15 protein-coding genes are annotated in these 15,402 nt (G+C 50.9%); 8 read left to right on the forward strand and 7 right to left on the reverse strand.

What is annotated here, in order from left to right; translation table 11 throughout:
- Positions 1-55 precede the first annotated feature (55 nt).
- Positions 56-850: a ThuA domain-containing protein gene (locus ACYVC2_RS17905; protein ID WP_461104175.1), complete on the forward strand. Its 795-nt coding sequence runs from the start codon at positions 56-58 to the stop codon at positions 848-850.
- Positions 851-928: 78 nt separating this feature from the next.
- Entirely contained in the window at positions 929-2,776 is a 1,848-nt protein-coding gene (locus ACYVC2_RS17910; protein ID WP_461104177.1) for a glycoside hydrolase family 9 protein, read from the forward strand.
- Positions 2,777-2,832: 56 nt separating this feature from the next.
- On the opposite strand, the gene ACYVC2_RS17915 is transcribed toward ACYVC2_RS17910, so the two are convergent.
- From ACYVC2_RS17915 to msrA, 3 genes are all read right to left on the reverse strand, one after another.
- Positions 2,833-3,447 carry a Uma2 family endonuclease gene (locus ACYVC2_RS17915; RefSeq protein ID WP_461104179.1) on the reverse strand — a complete coding sequence of 205 codons (615 nt, stop codon included), beginning with the start codon at positions 3,445-3,447 and terminating at the stop codon, positions 2,833-2,835.
- Between the two features lie 128 nt (positions 3,448-3,575).
- A complete protein-coding gene (locus ACYVC2_RS17920; RefSeq protein ID WP_461104181.1) occupies positions 3,576-4,784 on the reverse strand; it encodes an MFS transporter in 1,209 nt (402 codons plus the stop codon).
- A gap of 86 nt (positions 4,785-4,870) precedes the next feature.
- Positions 4,871-5,533, reverse strand: coding sequence for a peptide-methionine (S)-S-oxide reductase MsrA (gene msrA, locus ACYVC2_RS17925; protein WP_461104183.1), 663 nt, complete (start codon positions 5,531-5,533; stop codon positions 4,871-4,873).
- A 124-nt stretch (positions 5,534-5,657) separates the two neighbouring features.
- Between msrA and ACYVC2_RS17930 the strand changes: the two genes are divergently transcribed.
- On the forward strand, positions 5,658-6,506 hold the full coding sequence (locus ACYVC2_RS17930) for a helix-turn-helix domain-containing protein (RefSeq protein ID WP_461104185.1): 849 nt from the start codon (positions 5,658-5,660) through the stop codon (positions 6,504-6,506).
- A gap of 64 nt (positions 6,507-6,570) precedes the next feature.
- Here the strand turns inward: ACYVC2_RS17930 and ACYVC2_RS17935 are convergent, their stop codons facing one another.
- Complete coding sequence (locus ACYVC2_RS17935; RefSeq protein ID WP_461104187.1) at positions 6,571-7,125, reverse strand: fasciclin domain-containing protein; 555 nt, start codon at positions 7,123-7,125, stop codon at positions 6,571-6,573.
- A 532-nt stretch (positions 7,126-7,657) separates the two neighbouring features.
- Between ACYVC2_RS17935 and ACYVC2_RS17940 the strand changes: the two genes are divergently transcribed.
- From ACYVC2_RS17940 to ACYVC2_RS17960, 5 genes are all read left to right on the forward strand, one after another.
- On the forward strand, positions 7,658-8,227 hold the full coding sequence (locus ACYVC2_RS17940; RefSeq protein ID WP_461104189.1) for a hypothetical protein: 570 nt from the start codon (positions 7,658-7,660) through the stop codon (positions 8,225-8,227).
- An 802-nt stretch (positions 8,228-9,029) separates the two neighbouring features.
- The gene (locus ACYVC2_RS17945; RefSeq protein WP_461104191.1) at positions 9,030-9,710 is read left to right on the forward strand and encodes a sensor histidine kinase; all 681 of its coding nucleotides are present in this window, start codon (positions 9,030-9,032) and stop codon (positions 9,708-9,710) included.
- Between the two features lie 108 nt (positions 9,711-9,818).
- Positions 9,819-10,466 carry a response regulator gene (locus ACYVC2_RS17950; protein ID WP_461104193.1) on the forward strand — a complete coding sequence of 216 codons (648 nt, stop codon included), beginning with the start codon at positions 9,819-9,821 and terminating at the stop codon, positions 10,464-10,466.
- A gap of 42 nt (positions 10,467-10,508) precedes the next feature.
- The gene (locus ACYVC2_RS17955; RefSeq protein ID WP_461104195.1) at positions 10,509-11,537 is read left to right on the forward strand and encodes a dipeptide epimerase; all 1,029 of its coding nucleotides are present in this window, start codon (positions 10,509-10,511) and stop codon (positions 11,535-11,537) included.
- 30 nt (positions 11,538-11,567) lie between these two features.
- On the forward strand, positions 11,568-12,641 hold the full coding sequence (locus tag ACYVC2_RS17960) for an aminotransferase class I/II-fold pyridoxal phosphate-dependent enzyme (RefSeq protein WP_461104197.1): 1,074 nt from the start codon (positions 11,568-11,570) through the stop codon (positions 12,639-12,641).
- Between the two features lie 60 nt (positions 12,642-12,701).
- Here ACYVC2_RS17960 and ACYVC2_RS17965 read toward each other — a convergent pair whose 3' ends face one another.
- The 3 genes from ACYVC2_RS17965 to ACYVC2_RS17975 all read right to left on the reverse strand — a co-directional run bounded on the left by ACYVC2_RS17965 (position 12,702) and on the right by ACYVC2_RS17975 (position 15,352).
- Positions 12,702-13,541 (reverse strand): sugar phosphate isomerase/epimerase family protein, encoded by an 840-nt coding sequence (locus tag ACYVC2_RS17965; protein ID WP_461104199.1) that lies wholly within the window; start codon positions 13,539-13,541, stop codon positions 12,702-12,704.
- A gap of 89 nt (positions 13,542-13,630) precedes the next feature.
- The gene (locus ACYVC2_RS17970) at positions 13,631-14,539 is read right to left on the reverse strand and encodes a 2-oxoadipate dioxygenase/decarboxylase family protein (RefSeq protein ID WP_461104201.1); all 909 of its coding nucleotides are present in this window, start codon (positions 14,537-14,539) and stop codon (positions 13,631-13,633) included.
- A gap of 45 nt (positions 14,540-14,584) precedes the next feature.
- Positions 14,585-15,352 (reverse strand): acyl-[acyl-carrier-protein] thioesterase, encoded by a 768-nt coding sequence (locus ACYVC2_RS17975; protein WP_461104203.1) that lies wholly within the window; start codon positions 15,350-15,352, stop codon positions 14,585-14,587.
- Between the last annotated feature and the right edge of the window lie 50 nt (positions 15,353-15,402).

A 15,402-nucleotide genomic window follows, 5' to 3' on the forward strand; every position in this document is an offset into this window, starting at 1 on the left:
AATTTCTGCTCTACTTTTGTGCAACGGCTGCCAGCGCTCAAGACGCCAACCCCCGATGACAAAACGCATATTCATCCTGGTTTCCATTCACTGTTTTCTGTTTGCCTTTTTTAGCCTGCTACATGGCCCCGTCTTAGCGCAGGGGAGGAAGCCGCAGTTCCGGGTAGTAGCCATTGCCGAAAAGGGTGGGGGGGTGCATGCGCCGTTTGTTGCCGAGGCCAAAAAGTGGCTGGCTCAGCAGGCCACCGACAACAACTTCACCATCGATTACATCGAAAATACAGACCCAATCAACGATCAGTTTTTGGCGCAGTATCAGTTGTTTATTCAGTTGAATTATCCGCCTTACATGTGGACCGATACCGCTAAAGAGGCTTTTCGGAAATACATTACCGAAGGCAAGGGGGGCGGCTGGGTCGGCTTTCACCATGCCTCTTTGTTGGGTGAGTTTGATGGGTACGCCATGTGGCCCTGGTTTTCGGAGTTCATGGGCGGTATTCGGTATAAAAACTACATCGCTACGTTTGCCAAAGCGATGGTTCATGTCGAAGCCCGGAATCACCCGTGCCTGAAAGGGGTGCCAGATACGTTTGAGGTAGAAAAGGAAGAATGGTACACATATGACAAAAATCCTCGCCCGAACGTAAAGGTGCTGGCTACGGTCGATGAATCGACGTACTCACCCGATTCGAACATCAAAATGGGGGGCGACCACCCGGTGATCTGGTCGAACGAGCACATGAAAGCGCGCAATGTTTACATCTTCATGGGCCACCATCCAGACTTATTTAAGAACGATGCCTTCGTCAGAATCTTCCGCAACGCCATTTTCTGGGGTGCCGGAAAATGATGTTTACTTTTTCGACAGGATTGACAGGATTTTCTCCCTTCTTTTCAATCCTGTTCATCTTGTCAGAAAAACCAGTAAATGACCAGACTCATCAACGCCGTAATTCTATTTGGTTGCCTGCTTCCTTCGCTTGTTAGGGCTCAGACGATCAACGTTCTTACCAATCAGGTAGGATACGAACAAACGAAACCCAAACGGGCGGTGGTCATGACCGACCGACAAGTGTCGATTTCTACGTTTCAACTGATCAACACGGCAACGGGTAAAGTGGCTTATTCGGGTAAGCCGGTCTTCAGCGGTCCGGTCAGTAAATGGAAAAACTGGGTTTTCTGGACCATCGACTTCAGCCCATATACCACGGAAGGAACGTATCAGGTGCAGGTTGCTTCCGGCGGAAAAAACGTATCGTCGTATCCGTTCGCGATCGGGAAAAATGTCCTGGAGCAGTATACGCTGTCGGATGTGATCTACTATTTCAAAGGGCAGCGCAGCTCCGGATTGCTGGACAAAGCCGACCGAAAACTGGTACTGGCGGGTCGGCCTTCCGATACGCTCGATGTGCATGGTGGCTGGTATGACGCAACCGGCGATTACGGCAAACACCTGTCTCACCTGACGTTTTCGTCGTATTTCAATCCGCAGCAGATTAGCCTGACGGCCTACAGCCTGCTGAAAAGTTACGCGCAACTGACCAAACGCAAAGGCACCGATTTTCGGCAGTTCAACCGGCGGCTGCTCGACGAAGCCATGTTCGGGGCCGATTATCTGGTGCGCGTTCAGGCGAAAGACGGCTCGTTCTATCGGTCGGTGAAAGCACCCGGCCCCGGTAAGCTGCCGAAAGACCGGGTGATTCAGGCTGAGGACAAAGCGTACCGAATCAAGCAGTCGAAAGACCAGACATTGGCCAGTGCTGCTGACGAAACCAACTGGCGACGCTACCAGGTAAGTTACCGGTCGGGGGGCGGTATGGCCATTGCGGCACTGGCGATGGCAGCTACGTATGCTCCTGAGCAAACCGGCGATTATAGCGTAGCGGAATATCTTAAAGCGGCTGAAAATGCGTTTTCTTTCCTCGAAAAAGAGAATCTGGCCATGACCAACGATGGCAAAGAAAACATCGTGGATGACTATTGTGCCCTGACGGCAGCGACGGAACTATACAAAACGACAAAGAAACCGAGCTACAAACAGGCTGCCGACAAACGAGCGCAGAATTTGCTGAACCGGCTGTCGGCCTGGAAAACCTACCGCGATTACTGGCGGGCCGACGATCAGGACCGGCCGTTTTTTCACCCGTCGGATGCCGGACTGCCCGTAGTTAGTCTGCTGTATTACTGGCCACTGGCATCCGCTGAGATGCAAAAAACGATTCGGGAAGCTATCCGTCGGTCGATGACGTATGAACTGGCCGTAACCAGTGAGGTCAACAATCCGTTCGGCTACAGTCGGCAGTTGGTGCAGGATACGCTCGGCAACCGGCGCACGACGTTTTTCTTCCCGCACGGCAGCGAAGCGTCCCCCTGGTGGCAGGGTGAAAATGCCCGGCTAGCTTCGATGGCTACCGCGGCCCGGCTCTGCGCGCCCCTGTTCAGCGACGACAAATCGTTTCACGATAAGCTGGAACGCTTTGGGGCCGACCAGCTCAACTGGATTCTGGGGCTGAATCCGTACGACGCCTGCATGTTACAGGGGAACGGGCATAACAATCCGGCGTATGGGTTTTTCGGTACGTTCGAATATACTAATGCACCGGGTGGAATTGTGAACGGGATCACGTCGGGTCTGAACAACGAAGACGACATCGATTTCAACCTGTCGTACAAAATGACGGGTAAAGACAATGACTGGCGCTGGGCCGAACAGTGGCTTCCTCACGCGGCCTGGTATCTGCTGGCCCTAGCCGAAAACGGCGAAAACATGGATTAACACACCCTACGGTGTGTTAACAGGCCCAATCTTTATTCAATCTGTAAAGGAAGAATTCAGAACTGAATATCTTCTTCGGTCAGTAAAGCGGCCAGATTCATAATAACATCGTCCAAAACGGGTACGTCGGCATCCCAGTTCTGGGTGAGCCAGGGCGACGCTTTTGTGGCAACGAATATTTTTTTTGGTTCGGTCAGAATCCAGATGACGCGTTCGACACCGAAGTCGAGCAGTCGTTCCGTTTTCTCATAGACGTAGCCCGACTCTTTTCCTTCAAATTCGGCTGGCTCAATCCGGACATCTACTTCGATGGCAATTCGGGGCGGAACATTGAAATATTTGTCTGTCAGAGTCAAACCGGTCGATCGATCGAAAATGGCAATGTCGTTCGACAGATTGTTCCCTTTTTCAAGATGTATACCCGACTCGTTGGTTGCTAATAAATACCGTTTCCGGTTGACATGACTAAATAAAAAGCCGTGTATCAGCGATACGAGCATGGCTTGTAATGAACTACTTCCCATAATTTCGGCGGGTTTTTTCTTGCCAGCAATTACGTCACGGTAGCCTCGACGGTAGAGCGGACGCCCATTGAGCGTTTCGTAAATCAGGTACGAAGGAATACCGGGCTTCCTCCGCTTTTTCTGAGTGACTCCAACTGCTACAGTCATGGCTTTCGTTGATTGAGTTCGGAAAACAATACTACGGATTTTATACTACATAACGTATGTGAGAACATAATACGAACAGGGTGCACAGCATGAGTTGTGCGCCCTGTTTAATTTCTGCCTACTCTCGTTTAAAAGAGCTTTACGATCCGGGCTAGCAGGGATGAAATCAGCAGCATGATAGCTACCAGACCCAAGCCATAATACAACCCAAAGGATTCGGCTACGAAGCCAATAATGGGTGGACCGGCCAGAAAACCAATGAAGCTGAACGTGGCAAAGGTAGCCAGTCCGGCAGCCGGCGGAATACCCGGTACTCGCATCGAAGCGCTGTACAGGATAGGCGCGCCCAATGAACAGCCCGCACCCAGCAACGCGAAACCAATCAGTGCAGTCATCGGATAAGGCAGGATAATGGCAATGATCAGCCCCGCAGCTGCTACCAGCCCGCCAATCTGAAGCCAGCGTTTCGCCCCGATTTTCGGCAGAACGGCATCACCCAGAAACCGAAAGCCGGTCATAGTCAATGAGAAGGCACCAAAGCCCAGCGCGGCAATCTGACTGCTGGCCCCCAGGGTTTCACGCAGATATACCGCACTCCAGTCGAGCGCCACCCCTTCGCCCATCGCTACGGCCAAACCGATCAGAATCATCAGGAATAAATCCAGGTTCGGGACCACAAACGATGACCCCGCTTTCTCGCCGGTTTCGGTGCGGCTGCTAGATGGAATCGTGCTGAGCACGGGCTGGAGCAGAAACGTGATCAGGAGCACCAGCCCCGCCATGAGGGCCATGTGCATCGAAGGCGATACGTGCAGGGCAATCACGGCTCCGGCCACACCTGAACCGAGTAGCCCGCCCAGGCTCCACATGCCGTGGCACGACGACATAATCGCAATATTCTGTGAACGCTCGACATTAGTGGCCGCCGTATTCATGGCGACGTTGATGAGTGCACCGCACAGACCGACCAGTAAAAGCCCAAAAGCCATGACAACCGTATTAGGCGCATTGATCGGGATGCTGATGGCCAGCGTCAGCCCCACCGCCGACCAGAAGCAGGCCCGAGTTTCGCCTAATTTAGCGATGATCCAGCCCGTCAGGGGGTTCATAATCAGTAGCCCAATCGGCATAGCGAAAAGCGTCATGCCCAGATCGGCATCGGAGAGGTGGAGTTTCTCCTTAATGTGCGGGATGTGCGCGACCCAGCTCCCGAAGAGCAGACTGTCGGAGGCAAAGACCAAACCGACAGCGAGCGCCTGCCGATTCAGAAAGAACGTGAGCAGGTTTCGTACGAACACGTTTCGGTGTAATTTATCCAGTGATAGGGTTGTATTCATGATACAAAAATAGCCGGTCCAGACCGGCTATTTTTAACAATCTATTATCCGTTATTGATGCTGGGTTAACTCTTTAGCGTTGTTATCTACTCGATCATTGTTAACGCCGTATTATTTTTGAGGTGTCCGGCCATTGCTTTCCGGAGTTTTTCGACCTTCGGCAGCGATACCCGCTGGATATAGGGTTGATCCGGATGCAGCGCAAAGTAGTTCTGGTGGTAATTTTCGGCCGGGTAGAACACCGTGAAGGGAGTTACTTCCGTAACGACCGGATTGGCGTAATGCTTCGACTCATTGGTTCGTTTGATAGCGGCCAGGATTTCAGCTTTCTCTTCCGGTGTCCGGTAGAACGCAACAGACCGGTAATCCCGTCCGACATCGGGCCCCTGACGATTCAGGGTCGTTGGATCATGACCCGCAAAAAAGGCGTCGAGCAATTGCGCATAGCTGATCACTTTCGGGTCGTAATAGACCTGTACTGTTTCGGCATGGCCGGTCTGGTCAGTGCAAACCTGTTCGTAGGTTGGATTTTTGACGGTGCCACCCGCGTAGCCCGAGATCACTTCTCGAACGCCTTTGAGCTGGTTCATGCCTTCATCCATGGCCCAGAAACAGCCACCGGCAAATGTAGCAACGGCTTCACCCGGCTTGAGAGCGGGCAATTTGGCGGGCGTGTAATCTTTCGACTGCCCTTGTGCGCAACCTGCCAATAAAAGCAGGCTCAACACGTATAAATGGAATTTTTTCATGCTGTTTGGTATGAGTAATACGCTGCCATATAAACGTTTAAAAGTCATTTGCGGTTTCATCTGTGACGTGACTAAAAACGCTCTCCGTTTCTGTTTTCGCAATCTCTCGCCTGCCCGATCAACCATGAAATTACAGTTCGAAAAAATTGAACCCGAAGCCGGAAGTTCGTTTCGGGTTATTCACCATACCGAAGTTGATACCTGCGGAGTATACTGGCATTACCATCCTGAGTATGAGATCGTTTACATACCCGTGGGCGACGGGCAGCGACGGATTGGCGCAAACGTATCCCGCTACGAAGCGGGTGAGTTGGTGTTCATCGGTCCGAACCTGCCGCACCTGAATTATAGCTACGGCAGGCAGGGCGACTACGAGGAAATTGTCGTGCAGATGCGCGGAGATTTTATGGGCGAATCGTTCCTGCAAAAGCCTGAGTTGGCCCTTGTCCGACGCTTGTTTGAACGGGCACATACCGGACTAGCTTTTGGCGCCGAAACCAAACAGCAGGTAGGCAAATGGCTCGGGCAGATGACCCGCCAAACGCCCTTCGAGCGGTTTCTGACCTTGCTGCGGGTACTCCAGCAATTGGCCGACGCACCCGATGCCCGACCGCTCCATACCGATGAAGTTCGGTTTGAACTGAATCCGAAGGAGCAGGAACGCATCAACCGGATTTGCCAGTACGTAGAGCAGCACTATGCGGAGCCGGTAAATATCCAGGCCATTGCCGATCTGGCCAGCCTGACGGTTCCGGCATTCTGCCGCTATTTCAAGCGCATGACCCGCCAGACCTATACCGACTTTGTGAACGAATACCGCGTCAACCAGGCCCGGCGGATGCTGCATTCTGCCCGAACCATTGCCGACGTGAGTTTTGCCGTTGGCTTCAATAATCTATCTCATTTCAATAAAACCTTTCGGGCCGTAACCGGTCAGACCCCAAGCGCGTACAGAAAAGCCCTGGTGGGTTGAAGGAACTGACAACAAAAAATCCCCGTGGTAAGCGCGGGGATTTTTCTTTCTGGATAGAATCGGATCATTGGGGCATCAGTACCGTATCGATTACGTGGATTACGCCGTTGGACTGATTCACATCGGGAATCGTCACTGTCGCCGTGCCTCCTTTAGCATCCATCAATTCAATTTTTTTGCCTTTCTGCATGGCCGTCAGCGTACCACCCGATGCTGTTTTCAGTGTGGCTTTTCCACCACCATCCGCAATGGCTTTCATCAGATCGGCGGCACTCATCTTACCCGGCACGACATGGTAGGTGAGAATACCCGTCAGCATTTCCTTGTTTTCGGGTTTCACCAGAGTTTCAACCGTGCCTTTCGGCAGTTTGTCAAACGCTTTGTTCGTTGGAGCAAACACCGTGAAAGGACCCGGTCCCGACAGGGTTTCGACCAAACCAGCCGCTTTGACGGCCGCTACCAGCGTGGTATGATCTTTCGAGTTGACTGCATTTTCAATAATATTCTTCGACGGATACATCGGTGCACCGCCGACCGTAACTGTTTTTTCCTGCGCAAACGAAGCCTGGCCAAGCGCCAGTAACGAGACAATAGCAAACGTGATTTTAAGCGACTTCATAATGTTGTCTTTTGGTAATGAGTGAAACTTTCCATTAGATACTAGTGTGGTTGTCGACAACATGAAGACTTACGCAGCTATGGTGCTTTCTGGATTTAATTTTTCTGTAAATATTTTATAAATTACTGAAAATTAAGACTTTATATATATACGTAATTAAGCGTAACTACTCAGGACTTACTTAAAAACAGACCGCCGGACATATGTCCGGCGGAACTGAATCCTTTAGTAGGTAAGGGTGCGGTATGAATAGAAAAGCAAGACAAAGTTGCATCGAAAAGAGGTTGGCGGGTAGGGGAGATAGACCCAAAAGCAGGCTGTAAAAAGGCCAGATCGGAGTGAGATTTTGCGGGGGAGGGATACGGGAAAAATACGGTATTTTATACAAGAAATATTGTTGAATTTTAATGTAAAATGTTGTCTGATAAGCTGTTATGGAGTTGAGGTGAATTCAGTTCATTTTTAATTCAGGATATTCTACTTAGTTTTCCTGCCAATAAATAAATGTTTCACTATAACAAATATTCAAGACATGGCGAAGATATTCAAAGCAGATGGCTTAGATTATGATGGTTCTAAGTTTGTGAATAAGCAAATAACTTTAAATTTAGAAGGCTCTGTCACAACTACTGGAGAGCCGATTACATTACAGGCTGCAAGAGCAATGACAGATGGTTATTTACAGCCCATTATAAGCCGTTATAAAACTTTAGTGGCCAGTTTGGGCGAAAAGAGTAGTGATACAGATATTACTAATGAAATAGATTCATTATTAGATGCTAATATCTCTGTATTTTATGGGAAGGAGACATTATTACTGTTGCTATCACAACCTGACTGTGAAGGCATAAGATTTTATTTTTGTAAGAATCATAAAGATAAGCAATCATTAGTTTTAGTAGGGATTGATAGTAATGAAAGAGATTTAGGGCTTCCAGATGAATTTAAAACAATTATAGATCCTGACTTAAAATCATTCCCAGAAGGTGTATTAGCCGAAGAAGTAGGTGGGCCAAATACGTTAAGAGATTATTTGAGCGGTATTCATGAATTAGTGGAAGACCCTGTTGGGGAAGCTTTGAACAAGAGAATAAAAATATGATTATTTAACTACAATAATAGCCGGAAGGTAAGCCTTTCGGCTTAAGTTTATTTATGAGCAATGGGCAGATTATATACCTAATTTTGTTATTAAGCACCTGGTTGCTAAGTATTTACTGTAGAAAGAGTGATGAATCAATAAGTATATTTCCATGGCTACTATCCATTTCTATATTAACAGAAATAATTGTGAATGTACTATATCACATTTATGATGTAAAAGACAATTATAACATTGTTTACCATATATATCTTCCTATAGAATACTGTTTTCTAGCCATTTATTTTGTTAAAGTCAACTGTCAGTTATGGATTAAACGGTTAATAATATTCTCAGTGCCTACGTATGTGCTGGCTAGTTTTTTTATTTCGTGGAAAGTTACTCCCTTGAATCAGCATCCTGGACTATCGTTTAACTTAGAAGGTGGATTGTTGATAATGCTCAGTATATTAACACTATTTTTTATTGAACCGAATCCAAACATCTCGATCAGTAAGCAGCCTGTCTTTTGGATTTGTCTTGGATTGTTGCTTTTTCATACTGGTATTTTTTTCTTCAACTTCGTTTACTCATATATTAATATTCGTAAATCTGATATGGCTGTTGAGCTTCATCAATTAATTATAAAAAATTTGAATTATTGCCTTTATATATTATTTTCTATAGCATTTTTATGCTCCGAACGGATGCGGAAATATACTTAGCCGTTGTCGCAAGTACGGTACTGATGATACTCCTCAGCGGTGTAATTGGTATTGCTATACTACGATATCGTCGAAGGGTCGAAGATCATTTACGGGATATGAAAAGTCTTCAGGAAACTTTCCAACGTACTCTCCTCCAATCTCAACTCGAAACACAAAACCAAACGCTTGAGTATCTTGGACGGGAATTGCACGATAACATCGGTCAAATGCTTTCCGTTGCCATGCTTCAACTCAATGGGCTGGAGGAAGATTTGACGGAGTCATCCCATCAGGGGGCTGTGCACCGGATGATCCAGACGATCGAAAATACAATTCAGGCAGTTCGGCAACTGGCAAAAACGCTCGACAGTAGCACCGTTCGGCGATTTGGCCTGCGCGAAAGCCTGGCTCTTGAACTAGAACGGATTGGGCAGACGGGGCGCTACCAGACTCAACTTAACCTGGTGGGGCAACCGTATAGCCTGAGCGATGAAGCCGAAATCATATTGTTCCGGATGGCGCAGGAGTCCCTGAACAATGCTCTCAAACACGCCCGGGCGCACACCCTTACGGTTACAACCACTTATGCATCTGAAGCGTTTACTCTCCTGATTGCCGACGATGGCCGGGGCTTCGACTTAACCGAGGCTACGAACCGCCCGCTCGAAAAAGGTGGATCGGGTGTAAATAACCTGTTTCAGCGGGCTAAGCTGCTGGGAGGAACGTGCACCATCGACACGCAGCCCGGAAGCGGTACTCGCATAGAAATTGAACTTCCCCGTCAATTGAGTCAATAGCCGAATCGTCAAAGAAAAATTCATTGAAAATACTTCGCTGGTCATATTGGAAAAGGATAGTTAACGGCCTAACTTTCAGGTTGTAACCCTAAGCCTCCTCTTTTGATAATGTCCACAACCATTGCGATCGTCGACGATCATAGCCTGATTGCGCAGGCACTTTCCGAATTAATCCAGAAGTATGATGGGTATGATGTGCTGTTCGTAGCCGAAAACGGGGTCGATCTGATCCGCTATCTGAAACGAAAACAGGTCCCCGATATTCTGCTGCTGGATTCACAGATGCCCGAAATGGACGGCTTTGAAACGGCCCAGTACCTGCAGCAACACCATCCGGAAGTGAAAATAATTGCGCTCTCCATGTTCGACGAAGAAGAGAAAGTCGCTCGTATGGTCCGGCTTGGCGTACGGGGCTATCTGCTCAAAGGTTGCCGACCGTCGGAACTGCGGCTGGCGCTGGATGATGTCAGTAAAAAAGGATACCACTATTCGGATTTTCTGACCAACAAGCTGATCCGAAATCTGAAGCCCGGTGACTCGTACAGCAACGTAGCGGTTCCGCACTTGAATGAGCGCGAAACGACCTTCCTTAAACTCGCAGCCAGCGACCTGACGTATGTCGAAATAGCCGACAAAATGTGTGTTTCGCCCCGCACGGTGGATGGCTACCGGGAAACCCTTTTTCAGAAACTGAATGTAAAAAGCCGCACCGGTATGGTCCTCGAAGCCTTACGGCTTGGGCTGATTAAGTTATAAGGTTGATAAACGGACTGCTATCTTTGCGGAAAGTACTGACCCATGCAGCTGTTCGTTCACCGCATCGACCTTCGCCTGACCCATACCTTCACTATTGCCCACGATAGTCGCGATGTGCAGCCGACGCTGATTGTCGAGCTGCGCGACGGCGCGTACCGGGGTTACGGCGAAGCAACGGCTACCCGCTATTACGGCATTACCATCGATGGTATGGTTGCCGCGCTCGAAACCGTTCGGACACGTATCGAAAGCTATGACCTGGCTGATCCTGAGACCTTTTGGGAAGTCATGCAGCCGCATCTGGCGCAGAATCCCTTTGCCCTGTGTGCGCTGGATCAGGCTGCCTGGGATTTGTGGGCCAAGAAGCAGGGACAACCGCTTTACAAACTCTGGAACCTCGACCCGACGAACTGCCCGCTGACCGATTATACCATTGGCCTGGACACGCCCGACCGGATGGTGGCGAAAATGCAGGAACGCCCCTGGCCACTTTATAAAATCAAGCTGGGTCGCCCCGAAGAAGATATTGATCTGATTAAAACACTGCGCCGTCATACCGACGCCGTATTTCGGGTCGACGCCAACTGCGGCTGGACGGCGACCGATGCCATCGCTAAAGCGAGTTTACTGGCCGATCTGGGCGTTGAATTCATCGAGCAACCCTTACCCGCCGACGACTGGAACGGTGCGAAAATCGTTTTCGAACAGTCGGCCTTGCCCATCATTGCCGATGAAAGCTGCATTGTCGAATCGGACGTCGATCGGTGTGCGGGCTATTTCCACGGCGTCAACATCAAACTTACCAAATGCGGGGGTCTCACTCCCGCCCGGCGCATGATTGCCCGCGCTCGTGAGCTGGGCCTGCTCGTTATGGTCGGCTGCATGACCGAATCCAGTGTCGGTATTTCGGCGATTGCGCAGTTGCTGCCTCTGCTCGATTATGCGGATCTGGACGGTGCCTTGCTCATCGCTAACGACCCTGCCACCGGGGTTACATTCGAACACGGTAAGGTTATATTTGCGGCCGAAAACGGCACCGGCGTCCGGTTACTTCAAAGCGAATCCATATAAGCCCGAACTCCCGAGTTCGGAGTAAACTACATGAGTGAATTTCTGGCAACTGACCATCTTCCGAATCGAACCATAGCGTACAACGGTCAGGAGTATCTTTTTTTTAGCGGTACCGCATACCTGGGGCTGGCACAGTCGCCGGGGTTTCAGGCGCTGATGAGCGAAGCTACGAGCCGGTATGGCACCGTTTTTGGCAGTTCCCGCATCGGAAATCTCCGGCTGGGGGTTTATGAAGAAGCGGAAGCCAGATTGGCGGCCTCGGTCGGTGCGCCGGCAGCGCTGACGCTCTCGTCGGGCATGATGGCGGGTCAACTGATCGTCAACTGGCTCCGAGGACAGAACGCTACGTTTATCTACGGCACAAACGCGCACCCGGCTTTGTGGCATCAGCCCACCGTGTCACTGCCTAACCTGTCGTTTGCCGACTGGTCCGCGCAGGTGGCCGATGAGATTTACCGTCTCGAAGCTGCCCAAACCAGTGCAGGGCCAATCGCTATTCTGGTGAATTCGATCGACGCAGTCCGTTCGGAGTATTATGCTTTCGACTGGGTCAGCACATTGCCGGATCATGTACCGATTCTGCTCATCGTGGATGATTCGCATGGCATCGGCGTATTGAATGGTGGACGAGGCATCTGGCCGCAGCTTCCGACGAAGGCGAACGTAACGACGCTGGTTACGGCATCGCTGGCGAAAGCGATGGGTTTGCCGGGGGGCGTCGTGCTGGGCAATGCCGATACATTGACGGCGTTGCGTCGGACGGCGTTTTTCGGGGCTTGTTCGCCGATGGCACCCGCCTGTTTGCAGGCTTATTTGCAGGCCGATGGCCTCTACGCGGAGGGCTATAAGCGGCTTTGCCGGAACCTGAAACTAGCCGAAGAACTACTGCTTCCTACTGGGCTTTTCCGGCATGCGAAGGGCTATCCGGTTTTCTTCACCGAACAGGATGCACTTTATCCGTACCTATTCGAAAAAGGCATTGTGGTCTATTCATTCGCCTATCCGACAGCTGCTGACCGGGCCAACACCCGCATTGTGATCAGTGCCTTTCACGAATCGGAAGACATCGAACGCTTGGCCGAGTGTATAGCTAACTTTACGTAGTACCGACTGACTATCTCGGTTGATGTGGAAGACTGTCTCACCCGACCGGGACGGTCGGTACTACTTCAAGCCTTCCAAAAATGTCAGGCTGGCGGGCATCTGCTCTACCGAGCGGGAGGATTCGTCTTCGATGAAATAGTGCTTTACGCCCGACTTTCTGGCCTGCTTCATCACCGCAGCGACACCTACGTCACCCTGGCCGAGCACAACATTCGATTCGACGTCGGAGTGGCCGGTGTTCGAGTCGGGGGTGCCGGGCTTGCGGTCTTTGAGGTGCATCAGCGGAAAGCGCTTCGGATATTTCTGCAAAATGGCCACTGGATCGTATCCTGGCGCTTTTACCCAAAAAATATCCATTTCGAAATTCACGTACTTGGGGTCGAGGTTTTCGGCTAGGTAATCGAAAAACGTACCGTCTTTGTAGGTCTGAAATTCATAGCCGTGGGTGTGATAACAGAGTGTTATACCGTTGTCGGCCAATAACTTACCCGCTGTATTGAGAATATCCACGGCGCGGTCGGCATCGTAGATCGTAAAAGCATCTCCACCGTGTGGAATCCAGAAACAGGCCACGTATTTGGCACCCAGCGTCCGGGCTTCGGTCAGGACCTTCGGCACGTTATTGTCCAGATCTTCAAAGCTCGCTCCGACGCTTATGGCTTTAAGGCCGTTCTGATCCAGTACTTTCCGGAAATCGGCCGCGCTCAGCCCGTACGTTCCGGCTATCTCGACTTCCCGAAAGCCCATCTGCCTGACCTTGGCCATCGTTCCGGGTACGTCTTTCGCGAACTGATTCCGGAAACTATAGAGGCCTAGCCCAACAGGTGCTGTTTTCTGAGCCAGGGTTGTCAATCCCGAGAGCAGCAGCCCGGCGAGAAGAAGTGTAGAGGTCGTCTTCATGAAGGTTAGGGTTAAGTCTTTCGTCTGTAGATCGTTACTGGCGAATATCGACCCGTGACAACTACGAACCACAAACAATGAACCGGATATTATCTACCCGTCTGGGTGGTGAAGGTGCTTTCAAAAATCTTGTCGGCATTGCCGGTTTCAAATCCTTCGCGTCGGTGCTGGCGGGTGATCTGATCGGCGGGCAAATGTCGGAACGGAGGCAGAACCCGGCGTTCGGCAAACTCGACATACGAACCGGCAATGCGGAAATGCTCTCCCCCGGCAAACTCGGCATCGATCATCTGCGCGACCGTCGACGCCTGCCGCAGATCGCCATCCGGACTAACTTTGATCGTGCCCCCCGCCGAGTTGAGCCGGAAACCGTGGCGTTCCAGAAACTGGACGAACTCCTCGATGGTGTTGTAGCCCGCTTTCAGGTTGTGTACGCTGATGGTAAAATGGTTCAGGTAATAGCGGTTGTAAATGACCCAGGCCGCATATTCGCTTTCGTTCAGCAGGGTCTGGTAGCCGGCCAGCGTCGGGGTAGTCCAGAGCGGCTGGTGCAGAAACCGGTCGACCGCGTCGGCGTCGTCCAGGTCCAGGGCATCGACCGGGTCGCTGGTTACGGTGTCGGTATAACGATGAATGAGCTGCTGCGCCGTGTCGGACAGCTCATGCACGCGCAGTTCGCTGGCGAAGATACGCGGAAAATGGGGTTCCGGTGGGCTATACCAGTAGGCCGTCAGCTTCTTACCGGTGAAATTATACTCGTCCCGTTTTTCGTAGCCGTAATGCCGGAAAATCTTCTCGAACGAGGCTATGCCCAGGTTGGGTACTCCCATTGTCCGGAAGGCAATGTGGTCGTTCTCGATCTCCGTCGGGTCCGCAATGATGCCTTCGGTAATCATAGCGTCGATAACCTTCTGCACGTCGGGAACGCGTTCGCTGTACCGGCGCATCAGCCCGCCCAGCACGGCGTCGAGGGTTTGGGTAGGTGATGAAGTGATCATAGGGATCGTTTTTTGAGTTTGTATTGATTTGTGCCGGAACCGTAATTAGATCGTTCCTGAACGCTCGTTGGTCCGCCACCGGCTGCGCGCGAGCAGCACATCTTTCCCCGACTCCTGCTGCACGATTCGATGAACCCGTGTCGCCGGAGATTCATCCGTGGACTGCACCAGCAGCGAATCGCCCCAGTGGCTTTCGGTCCGGTAAACTAAATCAATTTCGGCTAATTCGCCAGTCTGTAAAGTTTCTTTATCGACCGCTTCGAGCAGCCACTGCACATAGGCCACATTATTGACATGCTGATTCTGGTCGATGCTTAGCCAGCCCACTTCTACATTTTTCTGATTCGTCGGCGAAAAGGGCCGTGTCTGGAAGTCGGGCTTGATGATCAGTTTCGGTAGCGGATTATCGACCGCCGGTGGGTGAAGGGTTTTGATAAACGCAGGCAGGGGCACCATGGTCCGTTTTGCGGTACTAAACACCAGCCAGACGCTGGAAGCATCCGCCAGCAGGGTCCCACTATCGCTGAAAACCCGGAAGTCACGATGAATAAAATATTTCTCGACTTCGGTAGGGTAGGTGACCACCCGGATGGTTTGCCCGTAGCGCGGGTACTGGTGCATCCGTACCTGGAACCGCATAAGCATCCAGCCAAACCCCTGACGTTCGAGATCCGCAATGCCGATGCCGTAATCGATGGCATTGCGGTTGGCGGATTCCTGCATCCAGTTCATAAGCGTGGGCAGGCTTAATCGGCCGAAGGCATCGCACTCGTAGCCCCGCAGCGTAAAATGGTCGGTCTGTATAAACGACATGAAAGACGGCAAAAAGACAAAGGTATCACGGCCCGGCCGTGATACCATGT

This window comes from Spirosoma koreense (assembly GCF_054777875.1).

What these genes read in the sequence shown, in the direction of transcription:
- ACYVC2_RS17905 (WP_461104175.1), top strand. Translation starts at nt 56, where the DNA reads ATGACAAAACGCATATTCATCCTGGTTTCCATTCACTGTTTTCTGTTT.
- ACYVC2_RS17910 (WP_461104177.1), top strand. Translation starts at nt 929, where the DNA reads ATGACCAGACTCATCAACGCCGTAATTCTATTTGGTTGCCTGCTTCCT.
- ACYVC2_RS17915 (WP_461104179.1), bottom strand. Translation starts at nt 3,447, where the DNA reads ATGACTGTAGCAGTTGGAGTCACTCAGAAAAAGCGGAGGAAGCCCGGT.
- ACYVC2_RS17920 (WP_461104181.1), bottom strand. Translation starts at nt 4,784, where the DNA reads ATGAATACAACCCTATCACTGGATAAATTACACCGAAACGTGTTCGTA.
- msrA (WP_461104183.1), bottom strand. Translation starts at nt 5,533, where the DNA reads ATGAAAAAATTCCATTTATACGTGTTGAGCCTGCTTTTATTGGCAGGT.
- ACYVC2_RS17930 (WP_461104185.1), top strand. Translation starts at nt 5,658, where the DNA reads ATGAAATTACAGTTCGAAAAAATTGAACCCGAAGCCGGAAGTTCGTTT.
- ACYVC2_RS17935 (WP_461104187.1), bottom strand. Translation starts at nt 7,125, where the DNA reads ATGAAGTCGCTTAAAATCACGTTTGCTATTGTCTCGTTACTGGCGCTT.
- ACYVC2_RS17940 (WP_461104189.1), top strand. Translation starts at nt 7,658, where the DNA reads ATGGCGAAGATATTCAAAGCAGATGGCTTAGATTATGATGGTTCTAAG.
- ACYVC2_RS17945 (WP_461104191.1), top strand. Translation starts at nt 9,030, where the DNA reads ATGAAAAGTCTTCAGGAAACTTTCCAACGTACTCTCCTCCAATCTCAA.
- ACYVC2_RS17950 (WP_461104193.1), top strand. Translation starts at nt 9,819, where the DNA reads ATGTCCACAACCATTGCGATCGTCGACGATCATAGCCTGATTGCGCAG.
- ACYVC2_RS17955 (WP_461104195.1), top strand. Translation starts at nt 10,509, where the DNA reads ATGCAGCTGTTCGTTCACCGCATCGACCTTCGCCTGACCCATACCTTC.
- ACYVC2_RS17960 (WP_461104197.1), top strand. Translation starts at nt 11,568, where the DNA reads ATGAGTGAATTTCTGGCAACTGACCATCTTCCGAATCGAACCATAGCG.
- ACYVC2_RS17965 (WP_461104199.1), bottom strand. Translation starts at nt 13,541, where the DNA reads ATGAAGACGACCTCTACACTTCTTCTCGCCGGGCTGCTGCTCTCGGGA.
- ACYVC2_RS17970 (WP_461104201.1), bottom strand. Translation starts at nt 14,539, where the DNA reads ATGATCACTTCATCACCTACCCAAACCCTCGACGCCGTGCTGGGCGGG.
- ACYVC2_RS17975 (WP_461104203.1), bottom strand. Translation starts at nt 15,352, where the DNA reads ATGTCGTTTATACAGACCGACCATTTTACGCTGCGGGGCTACGAGTGC.